At 72.3% G+C, this 17823-nt stretch carries 17 protein-coding genes; 12 read left to right on the forward strand and 5 right to left on the reverse strand.

The window, feature by feature from the left end; all coding sequences use genetic code 11:
• Positions 1 to 37: 37 nt before the first annotated feature.
• From JK364_RS08535 to JK364_RS08550, 4 genes are all read right to left on the reverse strand, one after another.
• Positions 38 to 835 (reverse strand): sugar phosphate isomerase/epimerase family protein, encoded by a 798-nt coding sequence (locus JK364_RS08535; RefSeq protein ID WP_230991625.1) that lies wholly within the window; start codon positions 833 to 835, stop codon positions 38 to 40.
• Between the two features lie 554 nt (positions 836 to 1389).
• Complete coding sequence (locus tag JK364_RS08540; RefSeq protein ID WP_372461928.1) at positions 1390 to 2418, reverse strand: methyltransferase; 1029 nt, start codon at positions 2416 to 2418, stop codon at positions 1390 to 1392.
• A gap of 285 nt (positions 2419 to 2703) precedes the next feature.
• A complete protein-coding gene (locus JK364_RS08545) occupies positions 2704 to 3657 on the reverse strand; it encodes a bifunctional helix-turn-helix transcriptional regulator/GNAT family N-acetyltransferase (RefSeq protein ID WP_230991626.1) in 954 nt (317 codons plus the stop codon).
• A gap of 123 nt (positions 3658 to 3780) precedes the next feature.
• Positions 3781 to 4716, reverse strand: coding sequence for a LysR family transcriptional regulator (locus JK364_RS08550; RefSeq protein ID WP_201849185.1), 936 nt, complete (start codon positions 4714 to 4716; stop codon positions 3781 to 3783).
• Between the two features lie 80 nt (positions 4717 to 4796).
• Between JK364_RS08550 and JK364_RS08555 the strand changes: the two genes are divergently transcribed.
• The 3 genes from JK364_RS08555 to JK364_RS08565 all read left to right on the forward strand — a co-directional run bounded on the left by JK364_RS08555 (position 4797) and on the right by JK364_RS08565 (position 6657).
• Positions 4797 to 5792: a fumarylacetoacetate hydrolase family protein gene (locus JK364_RS08555; protein ID WP_201849188.1), complete on the forward strand. Its 996-nt coding sequence runs from the start codon at positions 4797 to 4799 to the stop codon at positions 5790 to 5792.
• Positions 5789 to 5983, forward strand: coding sequence for a ferredoxin (locus JK364_RS08560; protein WP_201849190.1), 195 nt, complete (start codon positions 5789 to 5791; stop codon positions 5981 to 5983). Before JK364_RS08555 ends, JK364_RS08560 begins: the two co-directional genes overlap by 4 nt.
• Positions 5984 to 6114: 131 nt before the next feature.
• A complete protein-coding gene (locus JK364_RS08565) occupies positions 6115 to 6657 on the forward strand; it encodes a VOC family protein (RefSeq protein ID WP_201849192.1) in 543 nt (180 codons plus the stop codon).
• Positions 6658 to 6758: 101 nt separating this feature from the next.
• On the opposite strand, the gene JK364_RS08570 is transcribed toward JK364_RS08565, so the two are convergent.
• The gene (locus JK364_RS08570; protein ID WP_201849194.1) at positions 6759 to 7808 is read right to left on the reverse strand and encodes a LacI family DNA-binding transcriptional regulator; all 1050 of its coding nucleotides are present in this window, start codon (positions 7806 to 7808) and stop codon (positions 6759 to 6761) included.
• Positions 7809 to 7988: 180 nt separating this feature from the next.
• On the opposite strand from JK364_RS08570, the gene JK364_RS08575 reads away from it, so the two are divergent.
• The 9 genes from JK364_RS08575 to JK364_RS08615 all read left to right on the forward strand — a co-directional run bounded on the left by JK364_RS08575 (position 7989) and on the right by JK364_RS08615 (position 17778).
• On the forward strand, positions 7989 to 9146 hold the full coding sequence (locus JK364_RS08575) for a Gfo/Idh/MocA family protein (RefSeq protein WP_201849196.1): 1158 nt from the start codon (positions 7989 to 7991) through the stop codon (positions 9144 to 9146).
• A gap of 7 nt (positions 9147 to 9153) precedes the next feature.
• Entirely contained in the window at positions 9154 to 10119 is a 966-nt protein-coding gene (locus JK364_RS08580) for a DUF6807 domain-containing protein (RefSeq protein WP_201849197.1), read from the forward strand.
• A gap of 5 nt (positions 10120 to 10124) precedes the next feature.
• Positions 10125 to 10874, forward strand: coding sequence for a cupin domain-containing protein (locus JK364_RS08585; protein ID WP_201849198.1), 750 nt, complete (start codon positions 10125 to 10127; stop codon positions 10872 to 10874).
• 92 nt (positions 10875 to 10966) lie between these two features.
• Positions 10967 to 12256, forward strand: coding sequence for an ABC transporter substrate-binding protein (locus JK364_RS08590; RefSeq protein WP_201849199.1), 1290 nt, complete (start codon positions 10967 to 10969; stop codon positions 12254 to 12256).
• A complete protein-coding gene (locus JK364_RS08595; protein WP_201849200.1) occupies positions 12253 to 13215 on the forward strand; it encodes a carbohydrate ABC transporter permease in 963 nt (320 codons plus the stop codon). Before JK364_RS08590 ends, JK364_RS08595 begins: the two co-directional genes overlap by 4 nt.
• Positions 13212 to 14087, forward strand: a complete 876-nt coding sequence (locus JK364_RS08600; protein ID WP_201849201.1) for a carbohydrate ABC transporter permease — start codon at positions 13212 to 13214, stop codon at positions 14085 to 14087. Before JK364_RS08595 ends, JK364_RS08600 begins: the two co-directional genes overlap by 4 nt.
• A 10-nt stretch (positions 14088 to 14097) precedes the next feature.
• A complete protein-coding gene (locus JK364_RS08605) occupies positions 14098 to 14682 on the forward strand; it encodes a hypothetical protein (protein WP_201849203.1) in 585 nt (194 codons plus the stop codon).
• Positions 14679 to 16502, forward strand: coding sequence for a hypothetical protein (locus tag JK364_RS08610; protein ID WP_201849205.1), 1824 nt, complete (start codon positions 14679 to 14681; stop codon positions 16500 to 16502). The genes JK364_RS08605 and JK364_RS08610 overlap by 4 nt, the downstream gene beginning before the upstream one ends.
• A gap of 67 nt (positions 16503 to 16569) precedes the next feature.
• Positions 16570 to 17778, forward strand: coding sequence for a Gfo/Idh/MocA family protein (locus JK364_RS08615; RefSeq protein WP_201849207.1), 1209 nt, complete (start codon positions 16570 to 16572; stop codon positions 17776 to 17778).
• Positions 17779 to 17823 lie beyond the last annotated feature (45 nt).

Raw genomic sequence — 17823 nt, forward strand, 5'->3', positions numbered from 1 at the left:
CGTCAGGATGGGCCGAGGCGGACCCCGAGTCCCGAGCTCAGGCCGCGTCGGCGAGCAGCCGCAGCAGATGCTCCCGGCCCGGGGCCAGCAGCTCCGGGAACGCCCGCGCCTGCGGATACCACCGCTTCTCGTACTCCCAGCACAGCCAGCCGTCCCAGCCCTCGCGGCTGAGCAGCTCCACGCACTCGGTCAGCGGCAGCACCCCCTCGCCCAGCGGCAGCGGGGTGGTGTCCTCAGCCGAGGCGATGTCCTTGACCTGGACGTAGCCCAGATGAGCGAAGAGCGCCGGATAGCTGGTGGCCGGGTCCTCGCCGCCCAGCCAGGTGTGCATCACATCCCAGATCGCCCCGACGCTGCCATGACCCACGAGCCCGAGGACCCGGGCCGCGTCGGCGCCCGTCCGGTGCGAGTCGTGGGTCTCGAGCAGCAGCCGTACGCCGAGGTCGGCGGCGCGGGGCGCGGCCGCCGCGAGCCGCCGGGCGGCCGTGGCGTCGGCCTCCTCCGGACTCTGCTCCCCGCCGCCGGGGAAGACCCGGACATTGCGGGCGCCCAGGTCGTGGGCGAGCTCCAGCAGCTCCCCGAGCCCGGTCAGCACCGGCTCGTCCGGCCCGGCCTGGGCGGCGCGCACATATCCGGCGACGGTGAGGATCTCGATCCCGGCGTCCCGGAACTCCGCCGCCACCCCGGCCCGTTCGTCCGCCCCGATCCCCGGGTGCACCGGCTCCTCGGGGTGGGCGCGCAGCTCGATGCCGTGGTACCCGGCCCCGGCGGCGAGCCGGGCCACGTCGGGCACGGGCATACCGGGGACGCCGAGGGTGGAGAAGGCGAGCTTCATGCGGGCTCCCTTGGTAGGGGTCGTGCGGGACGTGGGGATCTTCTTGCCCTTCATGCGGGACGCTAAGCAGGCGCACGAGCCGAATCAATCCTGCCGGGCCGGTCGCGCCTGCGGCGTGTCTTGTCCGGTGGGCCGGCTGTCGTGCCCCTGCGAGGGGTCGGGCGGGGCGTGGCGCCTGCGGCGGGCTGCTCCCCTCCCCGCCCCTTCCCGTAACTGGGGCTCCGTCCCAGGCCCTGCTCCTCAAGCGCCGGAGGGGCTGGGGGGCGGGGCTTCGTCCCAGGTCCTGCTCCTCAAGCGCCGGAGGGGCTGGGGGGCGGGGCTTCGTCCCAGGTCCTGCTCCTCAAGCGCCGGAGGGGCTGGGGGGCGGGGCTTCGTCCCAGGTCCTGCTCCTCAAGCGCCGGAGGGGCTGGAAGGCGGGGTTCCGCCCCAGACTCGGGGTCCAGGGGCGGAGCCCCGGCCAGGCGGCGGAGCCGCATATCGGTGCCTCGGGAAGGGGCGGGGAGCCCCCGGTGCGCCCGTCCAGGTGACGTCTCTCCCTGATGGCTGAGGTCCGCTCACCCCGCCGTCAGGCGCCACAGCGACGTCACCTCCGCCGCGCGGGCCGAGTGGAGGGGGTCGGCGGCGTCGAAGGCGCGGGGGTGGACGGGGCGGACGTCCAGCCGGTCCAGGACCGTCAGGCCCGCCGTGTCGAAGGCGGCCAGCAGTTCGGCGCGCGGCCGCAGGCCCAGGTGTTCGGCGAGGTCGGAGAGGATCAGCCAGCCCTCGCCGCCGGGGGTCAGATGCCCGGCCAGCCCGTTCAGGAAGCCGTGCAGCATACGGCCGGACGGGTCGTAGACGGCGTATTCGAGCGGTGAGGAGGGCCGGGCCGGGACCCAGGGCGGATTGCAGACCACCAGCGGGGCGCGGCCCGGCGGGAAGAGGTCGGCCTCGACCACCTCGACCCGCCCGGCCAGGCCCAGTCGGGCCACGTTCTCCCGGGCGCACGCCAGGGCTCGCGCGTCCTGGTCGGTGGCCACCACCCGCTCGATACCGCGCCGGGCGAGGACTGCGGCCAGGACGCCGGTTCCGGTGCCGATGTCGAAGGCCAGCTCGTGCGACGGCAGCGGGGCCTCGGCCACCAGGTCGACGTACTCGCCGCGCACCGGCGAGAAGACCCCGTAGTGCGGATGGACGCGGTCCCCGCCCAGCGCCCGGACCTTGACGCCCTTCTCCCGCCACTCATGCGCGCCGATCAGCCCGAGTAACTCGCGGAGCGAGACCACCGAGGGGTCCCGCGCCGGGCCGTACGCCTCGGTGCACGCCTGCCGTACGTCCGGCGCCCGGCGCAGCGGAACGCCGAAGTCCGCGTCCAGCGGCACCAGCACCATCCCCAGCAGCCGAGCCCGCCGGGACTGGGCCTGGCGATGCCGGTGGAACGCCTCGGTCGGGGACGCCGCCGGGGGCCGTCGCTCCTTCGCCCGGCGCGGGCCCCGGCCGATCCGGCGCGCCAGCGCCGTCAGCAGCTGGCGGGCGCCCTGGTAGTCGCCGCGCCACAGCAGCGCGGTGCCCTCGCAGACGAGGCGGTGGGCGGTGTCGGCGGGCATCCGGTCGTCCGCGATCGCGACCCGCCGGGGCGGCGGCGTACCGCTCTCGGAGCGCCACTGGGCGGTACGGATCCGGCCGTCCTCGGTCCACTCGATGACCTGCTGGGTACTCAGGGGTACGCCCTTTGCTCTTGTGCCGTGCCCGGGTGTCGTACGGGCCGGTGTGTGTGCGCCGATCCTTCCGGTACCGGGCCCTCCGCGCGAGCGGTTTTCCGGTCGGGGTGACGTCGCGTCAACTACTCGGCCGTGTCGTCGGTGACGGCGGCGTCACACCGGGCCGCGCCCTCACCCCCGGGAGGCGATGTCCCCCAGCGTCAGCCGCCAGTCCTGGCCGACCAGCGGCGAGCCGTAGCCGCCGTGCCGCTTCTCGGCGATCAGCTCGAAACCGGCACCCTCATAGATCCGGCGGGCGGAGGTCAGGACGTCATTGGTCCACAGCACGAGATCGCGGTAGCCCGCCTCGCGTGCGAAGTCGACGCACGCGCCCACCAGCCGCTCGCCGATCCGCCGCCCGCGCGCCTCCGGTTCGACGAGCAGCAGCCGCAGCCGGGCGGTATCGGGCTGTTCGTCCCGTACGCACAGCACCGACCCGACGGGGCGGCCGTCGAGCTCCGCGATCCACGCCCGCTCGCGGGCCGGGTCGTGGCCCGCGCCGAACTCCCCGACGATCCGGGCCACCAGGGCCTCGAACTCGGCGTTCCACCCGAACTCCCGGGCGTACACGGCGCCGTGGCGCTGCACGATCCAGCCCAGGTCCCCCGGCTCCAGTCCGCGCAGCCGCACCGCGGGCTCCGCCGGGCCGGTGAACACGCCGCGGGCGGTGGCCAGCGCCGCCCGCAGCCGCTCCAGCTCGTTCCGGGGGACCTTGGCCAGCAGCCCGGTCACCGCCTCCCGTGAGCGCCGGTCCAGATCCTCCGCCGCCGCCCGGCCCGCCGTGGTGAGCAGCACCTCCTGGAAGCGGGCGTCGCGCTGGTGGCGCTCGCGCGTCACCAGCCCGCGCTCCTCGAACCGGCTCAGCGTCCGGCTCAGATGCGCGGCGGTGACCCCCAGGTGCTCCCGGAGCGCCGAGACATGGGTGCGCTCGCGCTGGGCCAGCTCGTAGAGGATGCGGGCCTCGCCCAGCGTGTACGGGGTGTTGAGCTGCCCGGGGTAGTCGAGGACGCCGATCAGCCGGGTGTACATCCGGTTGAAGTCGCGGACCTCGTCCACGGCCAGGTCAAGATCGTCGCGCGGCTCCATCCGGATCCCTCCGTACACCTGTGGTCGATGCGATTCGCTTGACCACATAGTTGCGTCAGATCAAGTGTTTGGGAAGAGGTGTCGGGTCGGCGAACGCGTGGGGGCGGTCCGCCGGAACGGACATCATCGGTCGGCGGCCGGCAGCCACCAGTCCTCCCGCGGCGGAACCAGCCAGCCGCGTTCGGTGGCGATGTCGTGGATGGTGGTGATGGCATGGCGAAGCGGGATGGACGTGCTCCCGGCCCGCCAGAACACCGAGAACGGGTAGAGGGGCACGGGGCCGACCACGGGTCTGACCACCACGCCGTCCGGCATGGGCGCCTCCAGCGGCCCGAACGAGGGAGCCCGGTAGGCCAGTACGGCCGCGTTGGCCGCGCCCCGGCCGTGGCCGTGCAGGCGCCGTCCGACGCGCAGGCCGAACGCGGCGGCGAGCTCCTGGTTCCAGTCCAGCCATTCGGCCGCCTCCTGCGCGGTGTGCAGAAGGAGCGGGTACGCGGCGAGCTCCGCCATCGGCACCCGCGCCCGCTGGGCCAGTTCATGTCCGGCGGGGAGAACGACCCCCATGGGTTCCAGGCGCACCAACTGATACCGCAGTGACCGGGGCAGCGGCTCCCCGGCGCTGTTGATCCGGCCGAACGCGAGATCCACCACCCCTTCGGCCAGGGCCGAGACCGTTCCCGCGAACCCCTGTCCCTGGACGACCTCCAAGGTCACATCGGCCAGTCGCGGCCGGAGCTCCCGCGCGATGACACCCGAGGTGAGCCCCTCGGTGATCACATCGACGCGCAGCGGAGGCGCGCTGCGCCTCAACTCACCCAGCAGGTCCGAAGCGTCCGCGAGCAGTTCCCGGCCGCGGCGGACGAACAGCTCCCCCTCCGGGGTCAGCTCGACATGGCGCCGGTCCCGGCGGAAAAGCGTGACGCCGAGCCGGCTCTCCAACCGGCTGATCTGCGCTGAGAGGGTCTGCTGCGCGATCAGCAGCCGCGCGGCCGCGCGGGCGAAGTGCAGCTCGTCGGCCAGGACGACCGCGTACCGCACGAGCCGTAAGTCCAAGTCCACGAGTCGGTAACAGTAGATGACTGTCACCGGCCCCTCAAGAGTGTTGGACCGCCCCGGTCCCGACGGCCTCGAATGGAGACATGACGAGGCACGAGTCGTCCCCCACCCCCACGACGTGGTCGCTGGCCACCGCCCACACCGCCGACCGGGGCAGCTTCTGCGCGGCCCTCGGCGAGGACGGCATACGGGAAGTGCCCGCCCTGCGCGGATATCCCGGGGCCTTCGAGGCCCTTCAGGACTGGGCCGCCCTCGCGCCGGGCCTGCGCGCGTACGATCCGCGGGAGGCCGTCCCGGTGCGCGGCGCCCGGCTGCTGGCCCCCGTCCGCTACCCGCGGACCGTGCTCTGCTCAGGAGCCAACTACCGCGATCATCTGGCGGAGATGACGGGCGACGGTGCCACCCGGGTGCGCCCCTTCTTCTTCCTGAAGCCTCCCACCACCACCGTCATCGGGCCCGACGACCCCATCGTCATCCCGGCCGACGAGAGCCAGAAGGTGGACTGGGAAGCCGAACTCGCCGTCGTGATCGGGCGGGCGGGGCGTGACATCCCCATGGACCGGGCGGCGGCGCACATCGCCGGCTACACCATCGTCGACGACATCTCCGCCCGCGGACCGCACCACCGGGCGGACGCCTTCGCCGAACCCTTCGCCTGGGACTGGCTGGCCTCCAAAGGGCAGGACACCTTCTGCCCCACCGGTCCGGGCGTCACCCCGGTGTGGCTGGTGCCCGATCCGCACGATCTGCCCATCCGGCTCACCGTCAACGGCCACGAGGAACAGGTGAGCAATACCAGGGAGATGATCCAGAGCGTGCCGGAGCTGATCGCGGCCGCCAGCGCTCTGATCACCCTCCAGCCGGGCGACATCCTCGCGACCGGCACGCCGGCCGGCGTCGGCCTGCCCCGCGACAGGTTTCTGCACCCGGGGGACACGGTGGAGATCACCATCGGGCACCTCGGCCGACTCCGCAATCCGGTCACCGCCCGCGAAACCCCCCACGGCACCGCCCACGGGACCCTCCACGGCACCGCCCACGGGACCGCCCGCGACACCGCACGAGGAGCATCACGATGAAACTGCACGTGGACCGCGAAGCCTGCCAGGTCACCGGAGTGTGCACCGGGCTCGCGCCCGAAGTCCTCGACCTCGACGAGCAGGGCGAACTGGTCGTACTCGACCGGACACCGCCGCCCCATCTGCTGGACGACGTGCGCCAAGCGGTGCGCGGCTGCCCGATGCGGGCACTGTGGATCACGGAGGACTGAGCGATCCGGCCGTCGCCGACCGGATCGTCGCCGCCGGGGACGTGGCCCGCCGGCCGCCCACCGCCCGTCCCGCATGCCGTGTCCTGAGGCGCGGGAGACACCCACCCAACGCTCACGAGGAGAGACGGACCATGCCCGGCATCACCCACCGTTCCACCAAGCCACCGCTGCTGATGACCCGCTTCCTGTCACACGGCACCCTGGAGTGCCGGGACATCGCCGCCACCCGGCGCTTCTACGAGGAGGTGCTAGGCCTCGAAGTGGCGCAGCAGGCGCCCATGGCGCTGTTCGTACGGCTGGGCGGCAACCACTGCTACGCGGTCGTCGAGACCCCCGGCTCCGGCCAGGACATGCCGCTGATGAACCACAACGGGCTCGACCTGGCGAGCGAGGAGGAGGTCCGGGAGGCGTACGAGGCGCTCCAGCGGGTCAAGGACGAGTACGCGATCAGGAAGCTGACCAAGCCCGTCCGCCAGCACGGCACCTACTCCTTCTACCTCCAGGACCTGGACGGCAACTGGTGGGAGATCTGCCATCTGCCGAAGGGCGGCTACGCGTTCCGCTTCGAGTACGCCGAGGTGGATCTCACCGGCCGGGAGGACCTGTCCCCGCAGGAGATCCGCTCCCGGTACCAGCGGCCGCTGGACCATATGCCGTCCGAGGCCGCGCGGTAGGGGACGGCCGCGCGGGGGCGGTTCGGCAGGGGTCGGCCGCGCGGTGCTCCGGCAGGGCTCAGTCGCGCGGCGGTCCGGGCTCAGCCGCGCGGCGTCCGGGCTCAGCCGCGCGGCGGCGCCGTGGATGCGCGGGCCATCAGCTCGGCCCGGACCATCGCCACCCCGCCCGGCGGCTGCGGCTCGCGGCCCAGGGCCAGCCGCCCGGCCCGCGCGCCCGCCTCGTGCAGCGGCAGCCGCATCGTGGTGAGGGCCGGGACGGCGTCCGCGCTGAACGGGAGGTCGTCGAAGCCCGCGACCGAGACGTCCTCGGGGATGCGCAGCCCCTGGTCGCGGAGGGCGGCGCAGACGCCGAGCGCGATGGTGTCGTTGGCGGCGACTATGGCCGTCAGGGTCCGGTCGCGGCGCAGCAGTTCGAGGGTGGCGTCATAGCCGGAGGCGCGGTCGTACAGGCCGTGGACGGTCAGCCGCTCCGCGTCCTGGTCCGCCCCGGCGGCGGCCAGCGCCGCCCGGTGGCCCTCCAGCCGGTGCCGGGTCGTGGTGCGCTCGGCGGGGCCCGCCACATAGCCGATCCGGCGGTGGCCGAGGGTCAGCAGATGTTCGGTGAGCCGGCGGGCGCCGCCGCGGTTGTCGAAGGTGAGGGTGGTGGCGTCCTCGATCGGCGGGCGGCCGCACAGCACGACCCGGGTGCCGGACGCGGCCAGCCGGGACGCCTTGGTGGCCACGGCGGCGGCGTGGTCGGGGTGCTCGACCGCGCCGCCGGTGAGCACGACGGCGGCGGCGCGCTGCCGCTGCAGCAGGGTGAGGTAGTTGAGCTCGCGCTCGGGCGAGCCACCGGTGTTGCAGATGACCGCGAGCTTCTCGCCGCCCCGGCCCGATTCCCCGGCCGGGGTGACCATTTCGGCCTGCACGGCGCCCGCGATGATCCCGAAGAAGGGGTCCGCGATGTCGTTGACGAGCACCCCGACCAGATCGGACGTGGCGGCGGCGAGAGCGCTTGCCGGGCCGTTGACCACGTACTCCAGCTCGTCGACCGCACGCAGCACCCGGGTCCGGGTCGACTCCGCGACCGGGTAGTTGCCGCTCAGGACGCGCGACACGGTGGCCGCCGAGACCCGAGCCCGTGCCGCCACATCGGCCAGGGTCACTGCCATGTTTCCTCCGTTGGGTGGTCACCTTCTGGTACACCGTGCGCGCTGGTTGGGCGCCTCCATGCTCTCACTCCATGAGCGGCGCGATTCTGCACTCCAGGGTCTTGTCCTGTCATCCGGACCATGCCTAGGGTCCTCCCCAGCAAGCGCTTACCCCAGGCGACGGCGAGGAGACCTCAGCCCATGGCCGCAGCAGCCACCGCCCGTATCCGTGCCGCAGTGGTCGGCACCGGAGGAATCGTCAGCGGCAGCCATCTGCCCGCACTGCGTGATCATGCCGACCGTGTGGACCTCGTCGCCGCCGTCGACGTGGCCGCGGACCGGCTCGACGCCTTCCGCGCCGCGGCGGCCGAGGGCGGCACCTTCGACGTCACCGGCTACTCCGATGTGGCCGCCATGCTGGAGGCCGAGCGCCCCGGCCTGGTCCTCATCGGCACTCCGCCCTCCCTGCACCGCGAGCAGACGGTGGCCGCCCTCGAGGCCGGCGCCTGGGTGCTGTGCGAGAAGCCGCTGTGCCTCACGCTCGCCGAGTACGACGAGATAGCCGGGGCCGAGCGGGCGGCGGGCGGCCCGTACGCCTCGGTGGTCTTCCAGCACCGCTACGGCTCGGGCGCCGTCCACGCCCGCGAGCTGCTGGCCGAGGGCGCCCTGGGCCGGCCGCTGGTGGCCCACTGCCAGACCACCTGGCACCGCGACACCGCCTACTACGCGGTGCCGTGGCGCGGCCGCTGGGAGACCGAGGGCGGCGGCCCCTCCATGGGCCACGGCATCCACCAGATGGATCTGCTGCTCCACCTCCTCGGCGACTGGACCGAGATCCGCGGCATGGCCGGACGGCTGGTCCACACCGTGGAGAGCGAGGACGTCTCCACCGCGCTGGTGCGGTTCGAGAGCGGCGCCATGGCCACCGTCGTCAACAGCGTGCTCTCGCCCGACGAGGTCAGCCGGATCCGCGTCGACTGCGCGGACGCCACCGTCGAGCTGACCCACCTCTACGGTCACCGCAACGACGACTGGATCTACACCCCCGCCCCGCACGTCCGCGACGACCCCGCCCGGCAGCGGCGCTGGCGCACCCCGGCCGCCGATCTGCCCAGCTCCCACGGGGCCCAGCTGACCGGGCTGCTGGACGCGATGCGCGACGGTGTACGGCCGCCGGGGAGCGGGCCGGACGCCCGCCGCACCCTCGAGTTCATCGCCGCGCTCTACAAGGCGGCCTTCACCGGGCGGCCCGTGCGCGCGGGCGAGATCGTGCCCGGGGACCCGTACTACGACGCCATGCACGGCGACCACCCCGCATGGGCGCCGAAGGCAGCGACCGCCACCACGAAGGAGAGCTGAGGCCGCCATGACCCAGCGCATCACCGTCACCCACACCCACGGCGAACAGATCTCGGTCGCCGCCGCCGGCGTCGAGCTGATGGCCTACGTCTACCGGCCCGACCCGGACGCCTTCGAGGCCCGTAAGCCCTACGCCCACCCGCTGCGCACCCTCGCCGGGAACCCGGTCTCCGGCTACCGGCCGAACGACCACCGCTGGCACAAGGGCCTGCAGATGACCTCCAGCCATCTGTCCGGCCAGAACTTCTGGGGCGGCAACTCCTACCTCGGCCCCGACCAGGGCTACCAGCACGTCGAGGAGCGCGTCGGCTCGATGCGCCACGACGGGTTCGAGGAGTTCACCGTCGCCGACGACCGGCTGCGCTTCGTGGAGACCCTCACCTGGGTGGCCAATCCTTCCGTACAACACAGCGGCGGCCAGGAGTGGGCGCGGGAGCGGCGCACCATCGAACTCCACTCGGTGGAGCCGGAGGAGGGCACCTGGGCCCTGGACTGGTCCATCCACCTCACCAACATCCGCGGCGAGGCCCTGCACTTCGGCTCCCCGACCACCGCGGGCCGGGAGATGGCCGGGTACACCGGGCTCAACTGGCGCGGCCCGCGCGACTTCACCGGCGGCGATGTCATCGGCCCGGACGGGCGCGGCGGCGACGGCGAGAAGGGCGCCTCGGACCTGATGGGCACCCCGGCCGCCGATGCCCCCTGGGTCGCCTTCACCGGTGAGCACGACGACGTGGACGGGCACTCCACGCTGCTGTTCGCCCACGCCCCGGAGAACGCCGAATCCATCCACGCCTCCCACTGGTTCGTGCGCTCCGAGCCGATCCCCTCGGTGGCCCCCTCCTGGGCGTTCTTCGAGGAGTTCGAGCTTCCGCCCGGGGAGTCCTTCGGCTACCGCTACCGGGTGGTGGTCGCCGACGGCGCCTGGGACCGGGCGCAGGCGGAGAACTACCTCAAGAACCACGGGTGGTGAGGAAGATGACCGCCATGTCCGCCCCGCTGCCGGGCGGTGTGGGCCTCTCCCACATCAGCGCGTACGAGTGGGAGGCCGCCGACGGGGTGTGCGGCGGCAGCCCCCATCTCCACCTCGCCTGCACCGAGGCGTATGTGGTCACCGCCGGACGCGGCGCCGTGCAGACCCTGACCCTCGCGGACGGCTTCTCCGAGACCCCGCTGGAGCCGGGTTCGGTGGTGTGGTTCACCCCCGGCACGATCCACCGCATGGTGCAGGGCGGCGGCCTCAGGGTGACCGTGCTGATGCAGAACAGCGGGCTGCCGGAGGCCGGGGACGCCGTCTTCACCTTCCCGCCCGAGGTGCTGGCCGACCCCGAGCGCTACGCGGCCGCCGCCACGCTGCCCGCCAAGGAGGGGCCGGAGGCCGACACGGCCGCCCGGCGTCGCCGGGACCTCGCGATCGAGGGCTATCTGACGCTGCGGGCCGCCGCCGAGAAGGGCGACGACGCACCGCTGCGGGCCTTCCACGAGGCGGCGGCGCGGATCGTGGCGCCCAAGGTGAAGGAGTGGGAGCCGCGCTGGCGGGACGGGGCGCTGGCCGCCGCGCGGCGCACCGGTGAGCAGCTCACCGCGCTCGCCGCGGGCGACGCCGGGCACCTCGCCGAGGCGCGGGTCACCGCGACCGGGCCCAGCCGCCGGGGCGGCTACGGCATGTGCGGCCGCCGGGACGAGTACGAACTGCCCGGTGTCACGCTCCCGTACTACGGCGAATAGCTCCCGTAGCACCACCTACTACGGCGAACAGCCGCCGTAGGCACCACCACGCACGCTCAACTAAATGATCATGGAGGGAGGTCGGCTCCGGTATGCGCGGAAACAGGACAACGACGTCCTGCGCCCTGGCCCTTGTGCTCACGCTCGCAGGGACCCTCACGGGCTGCGGCGGAGATGGCGGCGGCGGCTCGGGCGGCAAGGTCAGCCTGCGGTTCACCTGGTGGGGAAACCCCGACCGGGCCGCCCGCACCGAGGAGGCCGTCAAGCTCTTCGAGCAGCGCCACCCCGACATCGACATCGCGACGTCCTTCGCGGGCTTCGACACCTACAAGGCGAAGCTGGCCACCCAGGCGGCGGGCGGTGACGCCCCCGATGTGATGCAGCTGGACTACCGGCAGATCAACCAGTACGCGACCTCCGGCATCCTGCTGAACCTCGGCGAACACCCCGAGCTGCGCACCTCGGACATCGACAAGGGGCTGCTGGCCACCGGGGTGGTCGACGGCAAGCAGTACGCGCTGCCGGTGGCCCGCGGCACCGAGACGGTGGCGTACGACGCCGCGCTGTGGCGCAAGGCGGGCGTCCCCGCGCCCACCCTGACCTGGACCTGGGACGACTGGGCCGACGCCATGCGCAAGCTCTCGGCGTCCAAGGCGACACAGGGGCGGGTGGGCTCCACCGACCCGGGCCAGAGCGAGGACGTGTTCGAGATCTGGCTGCGGAGCCGGGGCAAGTCCCTCTACACCAAGGGCGAGAAGCTCGGCTTCACCGCCGACGATCTGACCCGCTACTGGGAGTGGTGCACCAAGCTCCGCGAGGAGGGCGCGGTCGTGCCCGCCGAGCAGACCACCCAGATGGACGGGACGGTGGAGAACACTCCGCTGGGCCGGCTCAAGTCCGTCTCCGACTTCAACTGGGACGCGCCCACCAGCGGCTACGCGCCCATCATCGGCGAGGGGCTGAAGCTGGCACCGTTCCCGGTCGGCGAGGACGGCACCCCCGGGCAGTACTTCAAACCGTCGATGTTCTTCGGCGCCTCGGCCGAGACCGCACACCCCAAGCAGGCGGCCCAGTTCATCGACTTCCTGCTCAACGACAAGAAGGCGGGCGCCATCCTCGGCGCCACCCGCGGCATCCCGGCCAACGACGCCATCCGGCAGGACGTACTGCCCAAGCTGGAGGGCTTCGACCAGGTCGTCTCCACCTACCAGAAGCAGTTCGAGGGCAGGCTCAAGGACCCGCCGCCCGCGCCGCCCAAGGGTGACGCCTCCCTGCAGTCCACCTTCTCGCGCGACTACGACCAGGTCAGCTACGAGCGCATGTCGCCGCGTGAGGCGGCGGAGAACTACATCACCGAGGCGAAGGCGGAGCTGAGGCAATGACCGCGACCGCGACCCGCCCCCCGGACGCCGCGCCCCCCGCCACCGGCGGCAAGCGGGCGCCGAAGCGCGAACGGCAGGGGGCCGCCTGGGTGTTCCTGTCCCCATGGGTGCTCGGCGCCGCCGTGCTGACGCTGCTGCCCATGGCCGTGTCCCTGTATCTGTCGTTCACCGACTACGACATGTTCGACGCGCCCCGGTGGATCGGCTTCCGCAACTACACCCAGATGTTCACCGAGGACCCCCGCTACTGGCGGTCGGTCATCACCACCCTGACCTACGTCGTGATCGCGGTGCCGCTGCAGCTCCTGCTCGCGCTGACCGTCGCGATCGCGCTGAAGTCGGTCAAGCGCGGCAAGGGCTTCTACCGCTCGGCGTTCTACGCCCCCTCGCTGCTCGGCGCGTCGATGTCCATCGCCCTGGTCTGGCGGGCGATCTTCAACGACGGCGGCTCCGTCGACAACCTGCTCTCCGGCATGGGCATCGACATCGGCGGCTGGATCAACAAACCGGGCTGGGCCATCCTGTCGGTCGCGCTGCTCACCATCTGGCAGTTCGGCGCCCCCATGGTGATCTTCCTGGCCGGGCTCCAGCAGATACCCGCCGAGCTCTACGAGGCGGCCGCGGTGGACGGGGCCACCTGGTGGCGGCAGTTCCGCTCGATCACCATCCCGATGCTCTCCCCGGTGCTCTTCTTCAACCTGGTGCTCCAGATGATCCAGGCGTTCCAGGTCTTCACCCCCGCCTTCGCGGTCAGCGCGGGCAAGGGCGGACCCGCCGACTCCACGCTCGTCTACACGCTCTACCTCTACGACCGCGGCTTCACCGCCTCCCACATGGGCTACGCCTCCGCCATGGCGTGGGCGCTGCTGCTGGCCATCGGGGTCGTCACCGCGGTGCTCTTCCGCACCTCCCGGGCCTGGGTCTTCTACGCCAACGACAACAACGAGGGGGCCCGATGACCACCGCCCCGATCACCACAACCGCCCCGGCGGCGCGGCGGCGTCCCACCGGCCGGATCGTGCTGCACATCTGCCTGATCGCCGTGCTGCTGGTGATGCTCTATCCGCTGGCCTGGCTGCTGGCCACCTCGTTCAAACCCGCCGACGAGGTCATCGCCAGCCTCAAGCTGCTGCCCAGCCACTTCGAATGGGGCAACTACTCCACCGCGCTGGACGGGGTCAACGAGGTCAGCGTCGGACGGCTGCTGTGGAACTCGCTGCTCATCGCGGGCGGCGCGGTGCTCGGCAACGTCATCAGCTGCTCGCTCGCCGCGTACGCCTTCGCGCGGCTGCGGTTCCGGATGCGCGGTCCGCTCTTCGCGTTCATGATCGCGACGATCATGCTGCCGCACCACGCCATCCTCATTCCGCAGTACATCATCTTCAACCAGCTCGGCATGGTGAACACCTACTGGCCGATGATCCTGCCGAAGTTCCTGGCCACCGACGCCTTCTTCGTCTTCCTCATCGTGCAGTTCATGCGCGGGCTGCCGCGTGAGCTGGAGGAGGCGGCGCGGATCGACGGCTGCGGGCCGTTCCGCTCGTTCTTCAGCGTCATTCTGCCGCTGACCCGGCCCGCCCTGATCACCACCGCGATCTTCACCTTCATCTGGACCTGGAACGACTTCTTCACCCAGCTCATCTATCTCTTCGAGCCGGAGAAGTTCACCCTGACCCTGGCCCTGCGGTCCTTCGTGGACGCCTCCAGCCAGTCGGCCTTCGGCCCGATGTTCGCGATGTCGGTCTTCGCGCTGCTGCCCATCGTGCTCTTCTTCCTCGCCTTCCAGCGGTTCCTGGTCGAGGGCATGGCGAGCTCCGGACTGAAGGGGTGACCCACTGACCATGGATACCGCCACCAAACGCGAACCCGGTGAGCTGTTCGGCCCGCGCTTCGCGCTCTTCGCCGACGTCCTGGCCGTGGGGCTGGCCACCGCCGCCGCCTCGCTGCCCCTCCTCACCGCCCCGGCCGCGATGTCCACGGCCTGCGCCGTCCTGGACCGGCGGGTGCGCGAGGACGTGCCCGCCACGGCGGGGGGCTACCTCCGCGCGCTGCGGGACCGGCTGCGCACCGGCGATCTGCTGGCCGGGGCGGGGCTGCTGGCCGGCGGCGCCCTGCTGCTGTTCAACGCGCTCGCGGCGGGGGCAGGGCTGCCGGGCGCGGTGGTCTTCCGGCCCGTGCTGCTGCTCGCGGGCGGGCTGCTCGCCGTCGTGCTGCTGCGGGCCTGCGCCCGCCCCGAGTCGGCCACGAGCTGGCGGGTGGCGCTGCGCTCGGCGGCGTACGACGGCGTGCGCGGGCCCCGGGCGAGCGGTGTGCTGCTGCTGGCCGTGGCCACCGCCGCCGTCTGCGCCTGGGCCTATCCGCCGCTGGCCTTCCTCGTCCCCGGCCCCCTCGCCCTGGCGGCCCGAGCCACGGAGCACCACCTGTGACACCCCTGCCCCGCCGTCACGTGCTCGCCGGGACCGCCGTGGCGGGCGGACTGCTGGCCGTCGGCGCCCCGGGCGGCGCCTCGGCCGAGCCGACCCGGGCCTCGGCAGAGGCCCGGGTGGGGGTCGACAAGCCGTTCCTGGCCCTGCTCACCGAGGCGGCCGACGCCCGGGTGGCCGGGGTGGTGGACGGGCTCGAGACGGTCCTGAGCCAGCTGAACAACCTCGGCCAGGCCCGCCCCGCCGCCCGCAGCCTCCGGCTGCTCACCTCCGTCCAGGTGTGGGGCGACGCCGCCCACCACCACGACGACGCGCTGATCGCGCCGATGACCCGGCTCGCGGACGCGCTGGCCGCCGCCCAGTTCGACGACGGCCTCTACGACCAGGGCGCGGTCCACTCGCCCCCGGACACCGCCTTCTCGATCGTCGATCTGGGGCTGGTGTACGGCCTGCTGGACGCGGACGGCCACACCGGCACCCGGGCGATCCGCGCCACCTTGAAGAAGATCCTGCTCAAGGCGGGCAAGGGCCTGTCCACCGGCGGAGTGCACACCCCCAACCACCGCTGGAAGGTGTGCGTCGCGCTGGCCCGGATCAACTCCTTCTGGCCCGACGCGCGCTACACCCGCCGTATCGACGCCTGGCTGGCCGAGGGCATCGACGCTTACGGCAGCGGCCAGTACAGCGAGCGCAGCGCCACCTACGCGCCCATCGTCACCAACCCAGCGCTGCTGACCCTGGCCCGGCTCACCGAGCGCCCGGCCCTCTACGAGCACGTACGCCGCAACCTGGACGCCACCCTCCACCTCCTGGAGCCCGACGGGGAGGTGGAGACGGTGCATTCGCGCCGCCAGGACCAGAAGACGGTCAAGCATCTGTCCGAGTACTGGCTGCAGTTCCGGGCCCTGGCGCTCCGGGAGCGGGACGGGCGGTTCGCGGACGTGGCCGCCACCATCCAGCGGCGCGGCGCGGATCAGACCTTCGACGAGACCCCGCTCGGGGACTTCCTCGCCGAGGTGCTGGACCATCCGGAGCTGGCCGCGCCGCTGCCCGGGGCCACGGGGACACCGGACGAGTTCACCTGGCGCGACAAGGACTGCGGGCTGGTCCGGATCGCGAAGGGGCGGACGCGGACCACTATCTTCGGCGGCACCGACTTCCCCGATGTCCACGCGATCTCCTCGGGTCTTTCCACCAACCCGACGTTCTTCAAGTGGCGCAAGGGCGCGGCCATCCTGGACTCGCTCCGGCTGTCCCCGCAGTTCTTCTCGCTCGGCCACTTCCGGGCCGAGGACGTGGCGCGCACGGCCGACGGCTGGCGGCTGTGGGCCGAGGTGCGGGCCGGATTCCACCTTCCGCTGCCGCCTCAGCACCGCCGCCCCGACGGGCGGTATCCGCTCACCGACGACGGCCGGTTCTGGTCCGCGATGGACTTTCCGCACCGCCCCAAGGAGTGGCGCACCCTGCGCACCGAGGTGCGGATCGCGGAGGCGGACGGCGGCTGGAACCTGGACCTCGAGATCGGCGAATCCGAGGTTTCGCTCGCCCTCGAACTGTGCTTCCGCAGTGGCGGAAAGCTGACCGGGGTCGACCCCGTGCCCGGCCAGAAGGACACGTATCAGCTGGTCAAGGGGTACGGAACCTATACGGCCGGCGATGACGTGATCACCTTCGGGCCCGGCAACGGCAGCGGCCCGCGCCAGCCCGCCGTCATGGACTCCGGCGAGCGCTACAGCTGGATGGGCGGCGATCTGACCCCGGCGGGGCAGCGGGTCCTGATCACCGGGCGTTCGCCGCTGCGCTACCGGCTCACCCTGCGCTGAAGCGCTGACCACCCCCGCCCCTGTGTTCGGTCCTCTGTACAGGGGTGGGGCGGGGCGGTTAGCGTGGATGCTTAGAAAGCGCTTACTATCACTCGCGGTGAGGAGAAGAACCCACGTGACACGCAAGACAGTGCGGATCGCCATGAACGGTGTGACCGGCCGGATGGGCTACCGCCAGCACCTCGTCCGCTCTCTCCTCGCCCTTCGCGAACAGGGCGGCCTGGACCTCGGCGACGGCACCGTGCTCTGGCCCGAGCCGCTGCTCGTCGGCCGCCGGGAGCACGCGCTCAAGGAGATCGCCGAGCACCACGGCCTCGACCCGGTCGCGGACGTCTCGACCGACCTGGACGCCGTGCTCGCGGACGACGGCGTCGACATCTACTTCGACGCGCAGGTCACCGCCGCCCGCGAGGAGGCCCTCAAGAAGGCCATCGCGGCGGGCAAGCACATCTACACCGAGAAGCCGACCGCCACCGGTCTGGAGGGCGCCCTGGAGCTGGCCCGGCTCGCCGAGGCGGCGGGCGTCAAGCACGGGGTGGTCCAGGACAAGATCTTCCTGCCGGGGCTGCTGAAGCTGAAGCGCCTCATCGACGGCGGCTTCTTCGGCAGAATCCTTTCCGTGCGCGGGGAGTTCGGCTACTGGGTCTTCGAGGGCGACTGGCAGGCCGCCCAGCGGCCCTCCTGGAACTACCGCGCCGAGGACGGCGGCGGCATCGTCGTCGACATGTTCCCGCACTGGGACTACGTGCTGCATGAGCTGTTCGGCCCCGTACGCACCGTCCAGGCCCAGGCCACCACCCACATCCCGACCCGCTGGGACGAGCGCGGAAAGCCGTACGAGGCCACCGCCGACGACTCGGCCTACGGCGTCTTCCAGCTCGAGGGCGGCGTCATCGCCCAGATCAACTCCTCCTGGGCGGTCCGGGTGAACCGCGACGAACTGGTGGAGTTCCAGGTCGACGGCACCGAGGGCTCGGCCGTCGCGGGCCTGCGCAACTGCCGCGTCCAGCACCGCTCGCACACCCCCAAGCCGGTCTGGAACCCCGATCTGCCCGCCACCGAGGCGTTCCGCGACCAGTGGCAGCAGGTGCCGGACAACGAGGAGTTCGACAATGGCTTCAAGGCGCAGTGGGAGCTCTTCCTGCGCCATGTCGCGCTCGACGAGCCCTGGCGCTGGGACCTGCTGGCCGGCGCGCGCGGCGTCCAGCTCGCCGAGCTGGGCCTGAAGTCGTCGGCGGAGGGCCGCCGGCTGGACGTACCGGAGCTGAGCCTGTGACCATCCACCGTCTGGACGTACCGGAGCCGAGCCTGTGACCATCCA

The organism is Streptomyces endocoffeicus (assembly GCF_016741935.1).
GTDB lineage: Bacteria > Actinomycetota > Actinomycetes > Streptomycetales > Streptomycetaceae > Streptomyces > Streptomyces endocoffeicus.